General features: G+C 61.1%; 8 protein-coding genes. All 8 read right to left on the bottom strand.

Features of this window, described 5'->3' with window-relative positions; translation table 11 throughout:
- The coding region (locus DBR24_RS29165; RefSeq protein ID WP_256591955.1) for a phage minor head protein at positions 1-688 on the bottom strand (688 nt) is incomplete at its 3' end.
- Position 689: 1 nt separating this feature from the next.
- Entirely contained in the window at positions 690-2,186 is a 1,497-nt protein-coding gene (locus DBR24_RS29160) for a DUF935 domain-containing protein (RefSeq protein ID WP_128616428.1), read from the bottom strand.
- On the bottom strand, positions 2,183-3,790 hold the full coding sequence (locus DBR24_RS29155; RefSeq protein ID WP_128616427.1) for a hypothetical protein: 1,608 nt from the start codon (positions 3,788-3,790) through the stop codon (positions 2,183-2,185). The genes DBR24_RS29160 and DBR24_RS29155 overlap by 4 nt, the downstream gene beginning before the upstream one ends.
- Positions 3,787-4,338, bottom strand: a complete 552-nt coding sequence (locus DBR24_RS29150; RefSeq protein ID WP_128616426.1) for a phage protein Gp27 family protein — start codon at positions 4,336-4,338, stop codon at positions 3,787-3,789. Before DBR24_RS29150 ends, DBR24_RS29155 begins: the two co-directional genes overlap by 4 nt.
- Before the next feature lie 2 nt (positions 4,339-4,340).
- Positions 4,341-4,634, bottom strand: a complete 294-nt coding sequence (locus tag DBR24_RS29145) for a hypothetical protein (RefSeq protein ID WP_034155734.1) — start codon at positions 4,632-4,634, stop codon at positions 4,341-4,343.
- Positions 4,631-4,936 carry a hypothetical protein gene (locus DBR24_RS29140; RefSeq protein WP_007969405.1) on the bottom strand — a complete coding sequence of 102 codons (306 nt, stop codon included), beginning with the start codon at positions 4,934-4,936 and terminating at the stop codon, positions 4,631-4,633. Before DBR24_RS29140 ends, DBR24_RS29145 begins: the two co-directional genes overlap by 4 nt.
- Entirely contained in the window at positions 4,933-5,148 is a 216-nt protein-coding gene (locus DBR24_RS29135) for a TraR/DksA C4-type zinc finger protein (protein WP_128616425.1), read from the bottom strand. The genes DBR24_RS29140 and DBR24_RS29135 overlap by 4 nt, the downstream gene beginning before the upstream one ends.
- Before the next feature lie 6 nt (positions 5,149-5,154).
- The coding region (locus tag DBR24_RS29130; RefSeq protein WP_128616424.1) for a lysis protein at positions 5,155-5,667 on the bottom strand (513 nt) is incomplete at its 5' end.

The raw sequence follows: 5,667 nt of genomic DNA, 5'->3' as shown, positions 1-5,667 counted from the left end.
CGCCGGTACGCTTGTCCGTGCCGGTCTCGACGGTTTCGGTGAATGAGCGGCCGGCGCTCGAAACGACTGTCAGGCCTCGGCGTTTGACGGCCGCCTCGGTCAATGCAACCACGCGGCAACGGCAGTTGAACCCGTTGGGCGGGAAGATCGCCGACCAGATCGGGTCATCGTGTCGGAACACCTGGCCGTGCAGCGCCCGGTGACTTGGCCGCGTCTTGCCGTCTAGGATGGCCACGTACATCCAATACGGGTGCGTCTCGGTGGTTTGTTCCATCTCCGCCTTGCGGCCGGCCATGTAGGCACTTTGCAGGTTGGTCTGATAGATCGTCTTGAGCCGGCGCGGGCTGCCCAGTTGCACCAGCTCGCCAACGCCTTCGCTATCGACAATGACCTGTTGCCCCCACCAGCCCTGAGATTCCAGTGTCGGCTGCATGTTCGTGATGAACTGCTTGAGCGTTTGGCCGTCCTGCAGCGCGGTTTCCAGTGCCGCCCGAATGTCGGACAGCAGATCGAGGCGCATAGCCTTGGCGACAGTGAAGGCTTGGTCGTGCGCCTGGTCGAGCATGTCCTGCCAGTTCCAGGTGATCGCGTAGCCTTTGAATTTGAGGTAAGCGATAGCCTTCGCTGGCTCAAGGCCAAAGATGGCTTTGAGGTCGGTCGGGCTGAGGCGTTTATCCGAGGCGGCCATGTCAATCCTCCCGGTCGGCGCTGGCGCTCAGCCGGCCCCAGGTATCGGCGATGAACAACAGATTTGTGAGCTGTTGCTGGAGTGTCTCCGCGTCCATCTGTGGGAACGCTTCGGCCAACAGGCCGAGCGTTTCCGAGTCATCGCGGGCGCGTTGCAGGGCTTCGATGAATGGCGCAACGGCTTGTTCGGCCTGTTGTTGAAGTGCTTCTGCTGGGAGACTGTCGATAGCCTGGTCGAGGGCGATTTGATCCAGTAGCGGCCGCACTGTCGCCTCGGCGAACTCTGGTGAATCAGCACCGGCCGACGCCGAAGCGAGATCGCCGTCCTGCAGGTTGTAGGTGCGCTTCCAATACGCATCGGTGAACTTCACGCCGGAATCCGTCAGCGCCTTGTCGCGCTGGGCCAGCGTCTTATCGATTTCTTCCTGTTCCCACAACTCGTACAACGGCGCCGCCACGTCGGAGCCGAAGTTGAGGTCGACGACCAAACGAATGCACGCATTAAGTGAGGCGGCAACGATGCCGGCATCGCCGTCGCGAATGTCTTTGGTGACCTCGGCGCCGGCCGTAGCGCTGGCACGGTTGCTGTCTTTTTCGGTGGTCTGGTTTTGCCCGAGCATGGCGACGTTGATTTCGCTCCGACAGTACTCCAGCAGTTCTCGGTAGACCTCGGCGCTGCCGGCTTTGCCGGCGGCTTCAATGATTTGCACGCTGGAATCGTCCGGGATCGCTGCCACGGCGTCTTGCACCATGGCCTCAAGGCTATCGAGCAGCAAATCAGTTTCGCTATCGGCGGCGCCGCGTGGATGTTTGCCAATGACCCACGGGCTGCCGTATTTCTCGGTGAACTGAACCCAGAACTTCAGGCCGCCTTTCATGAAGGTCGCCGGCCAAAAGCACATGCTCAGATCCGGGAAGCCGTAAGGGTTGGCGTAGGTCGCATCCTGTCGGGCAACAATGAAGCGCTGCGGGTCGCAAAGCTCGCCGTCTTGGCCCGCTTCCTTGGAGCGAAAGCGCAGTTCATTGTCCTTGTCGTAGAAGAACCATTCGGCCGGTTTGCCGAGCAAGTCTTCCGGTACCAGATTCATGCCCACCGGTTTCCACATCAGTTCAACCGGTTGATAGCCGAACAGCGACGCATCGAGCAGCTCGCGAATGATGCGGTCAAGATCGAGATCGGTGAGCCAATCGCGAATAAAGCGCTCCACTTTGGTCGGCGCATCGGCGCGCTTGAGGCCGCGCTCCAGTGACAGTACGGAGGCCTTGCGGCGGCGGACGTTGCCGCCGACCAGTGCCGAACTGCGCAGGTCGCGGTAGACCGTAATGTCTTTGCCCTGAGCCTTGAGGATCGGGTCAGGGTTGGGCAGGTTGACGCCGCTGGAACCGGTCGCGCTGGAGCGCCCACGGGTGGCGATGTGTTGATCAAGCGATGAGCTGTGCTTCGCATCGGCAAAGCTGACAAATTCGGTGGGGCTGACCCACAAACCTTTCTTGTTCATGCGTACCCCTGAGTGATGCGTTTGCCCTGACGGGGGCGGCGTGATTTGACCGATACCGGGCCTGAGCTGACTTCAAGCGTGGCGAAGTTGGCCAGCGCACCGGCCCCCGCGAAATCGCCGTGGCGGTAGAGATCCGGGTCTTTGAGGTCTTGAGAGCGGGCTTTAACAATCATCGGGATACCGTCGACCATTTCGATGGAGCGCACGTCCTGGTGCAGCGAATCATCAAGCGGCAATGTGATTGCGCCGTCCTCGAACAACTGCACGAACTTCGGCATCCACGCGCCGTACCAGGAACGGCTGATCTTCACCTGCTGGATGCGGTTGCGGCCGAACTCATCGGCCGTTTCTTCGGCCAATGTTTCGCCGCTGCCGGTGGCGTCCAGCGCGGCGCCGACGAAACGCGGCAGCCCGCGCAGGATGTAGAACAGAACCTGCTTTTGCTGCCGGGTTGGCACCTTGTGCATTTCCACTACAAACGGCACATCACGCAGCCGGGATTGATCGACAGACATCGGGCAGATGATGGAGAAGTCGCGGTGCCGGGCGTAGTCCATGCCCAAAAAGTGGCGCAGATCGGGGGCCAACGCCTGCTGCATCAGGGGCGTCAGGTAACGCTCAATCCAGTCATCGACGTAGGCCTCACGGCGGTAGACCGGCTGCAACGTAAAGTCATCGTCCAGCGCCAGGCGCAGAACTTCTCGGCCGGGGCGCATCGCTTCATCAATCCACACGCCGGGAATACACACGCCGTTACCGTCGCGGGGGATGGCGTCCAGTTCTTCCCGCATCTGCGCCTTACGGGGGCCGTAGGCGTTACGGATTTTCTTGTACCAGGCTTCCTTGTCTTCCGCCGTTGCTTGCTTGCCGGCCATGAAGCACACGCGCTCAAACAATCCGTTGGCCACGGCGTCGTCAAAGGTCGCGCGGTAAACCTCGGCGCTGTCGCCGTAGCGCTTGTCCCGGATGTCGTTGACCATCTGGTTGAACGCGTTGCCCTTACCGTTGTGAGTGCTGATGATGACGATACGGCCACCCCAGATCAGCAGTGCCGTGGCGGCGTCGAGGACGGCGGAAACGTCGCGGTGGAATGCCGCCTCGTCGATGATGACTTTGCCCTGCAGGCCGCGAACGCCTGCCGGGTTACTGGACAGCGCAACGATCTTGAAGCCGGAGGCGTAGCGGATGCGGTAAGCGTTGATCTGCCGGGTGTTGCCGGCTTCGTCCTGGTCATCGAACAGGAACTCTTCAATTTCACTGACGCCGGATGCTTGAGCCTCAGCCATCACCCGGCTGAATTTGGCGCAGTAGCCGATGAACTCCAGGCCTTTCTCTTTCGTGTCGCCGATGTAGAAGCAGTCCATGCCGCCCGCAGATTTTTGCGAAGCTGCGGTAATCACGGAGTCCAGCGCCTCCGCAAAGGTGATGCCGGTGCGGCGACCTTTTTCGCAAAGTTTGATCTGAGCTTGTATGCGCAACCAGTCCACCTGGTGCGCCATCAGAATCCCTTCGGCGATTGGGTTGTAGCCTTCCGGGATCTGGCGAACGCTAGGCGGAAGTTCGTCCCACTCGACGACACGCAGGGTGCTGGCCGAGGCTTTCATTGCTTCACGCCCAGGAACGTCTGACGCCAGAACATGGCCTGTTCTTCGGTCATGCCTTTGGCCTTCACGGCGCTATCCAGTTCGGCCGCTTGCTCGCGGAGCAAACGTTCTCGGGCGGCGCGCTCGATGGTCTGGCGTTCCTTCACGCTCATCGTCCGGGCCTCCATGGTGGCCTTGGCGGCGCGGGCAAGTGCGGACACTTCGGCAATGGTGACCTCGTCCTTCTCATGGGCGCCCATGGCGGCCTGATAGGTCAGCGTCGAGATAGCTTCGACCAATAGCGCGCCGGTCTTGTCCGAAGAGTCCTCGCCGAACGCGCCCACAAATGCCTCGGCCATCTCGCGCTGCTGGCGGGCCTTATCGGTCAGTTCTTCGAACCCCACTTTGAAGCGGCCTAGGGCGCTGCGGCTCGGGGCTTTCTCGTTGGGGAAGCGCGCCCGGATATCGGCCAGCATGTCATCGAGCGTCATGCGGTCATCACGCAGTAACTTTTGGATGTACGCCTTGACCATCGGCGGCAGGCGGTTGATCGAGGATTTGCCCGCCATGGTCAGGCCCCCGGCCGTTTGATGCCTGGAACGCGGGCGCGGCCGGCGGCGATGTCTTGCCCGCGCTCGGTGAGGGTTGCCACCAGCACCGGGCCGACGTCGGAGATGCTGAGGGCGCCTTGCTCAGCCAGCCATTGCAGTTCGGTCTTCACCTGGTCACGGCTCGCAGTATGGCCGAAGTTATCGAGGGCCGTATTCAGCACCGAGCTGTTGGCGCGGTAGCCGGGCATTTCCACCAACAATCGCAAGATCACCAGCCGCATGTCTTGGCGCAGAAAGTCGGAATATGGGGTCATGTCTTTTCTCGCAGCAGGTAGTCATTGATCCGGTCCAGCGAACGGGCTAAAGGGCCAAGTGCATCCTTGACCCCCGACAGTTCGGCGCGTACCGCCTTCATATCGCCCAGCAAGTCGGTCACGGCGGTTTGGTCAGGGAGGTGCCGCACATGCTCCTCAAGCGCGACGATCCGGGTGCGCAGTTCCAGCAGTTCTTGGGCGCTCGCCGCTTGGCGTTTGGTGAGCCAGGTGTAGATGCCGAGTACCGTCAGGATCAGCCATTGCACGGTCTGGAAACCGAAGTTCATTTCATTCATGTTCATCGAAAGCCCCGCCGTGTTGAGTGTTTCAGCGCGTCGATACAATCGGCGCAGTGTTCCGTGCCCGGTTCGTTCTGGCGCCGATCCTCGGGGATCGCATCGCCGCATAAATCACAGCGGTAAGCTGAAACGCCGGAGCGAATGAACAACCCGCTTCGGCGTGCCCGCCCTATGGCCTCTTGGCCATCGTCATCTGAAAGGTCGCCTACATCCATATGGCGTCAGTCCTTTTCCTGTAGATCGAGCAGCCCGTTGAGCTGGGCAAGATTGCCGCGTGCCCACAGGCCATAGTCTTGGGCGTGGGCAAGGATGTCGGCTGGAGTAACGCCGCTTTCCAGTAATTCGGCTTCAGAGCCGGGGGCGGGCCAGGCCGCTTTTTCAGAAGCGCCGGCAGCGGCGGCGGGTCTTGGGGGAGACACGCCGAGGGCGGTGTTGAAGTCGCGCACCCAGCCAGCAGTGAACACGCAATGAGGAACGGGCTTAGCCGCAGCGCCAGGCGCCGGAATGTATTGGGTCGTGACATGGGGAATCCGCTCCTGCAGTTGGCGTTTTTCTTCGGCGAGTTGGTCGATTGTTGCGTACATCAGCGCCTCGGCCTCGTTGACGCGTGCGACCTGCTGAAGCAACAACAGCCGGCTTTCATTCGCCGCTTTTTTGGCCTGTTCCGCTTGCTCGGTTTTGAGGTTCGCGAGGTCTGTTTCCCCCAACGCCTTTGAGTAGTTGAAGGCAAAACC

Source organism: Pseudomonas sp. HMWF006, from assembly GCF_003061205.1.
GTDB lineage: Bacteria > Pseudomonadota > Gammaproteobacteria > Pseudomonadales > Pseudomonadaceae > Aquipseudomonas > Aquipseudomonas monsensis.
The sequence above is the reverse complement of the archived record's forward strand: the minus strand, read 5'-3'. Positions and strand labels throughout refer to the sequence as shown.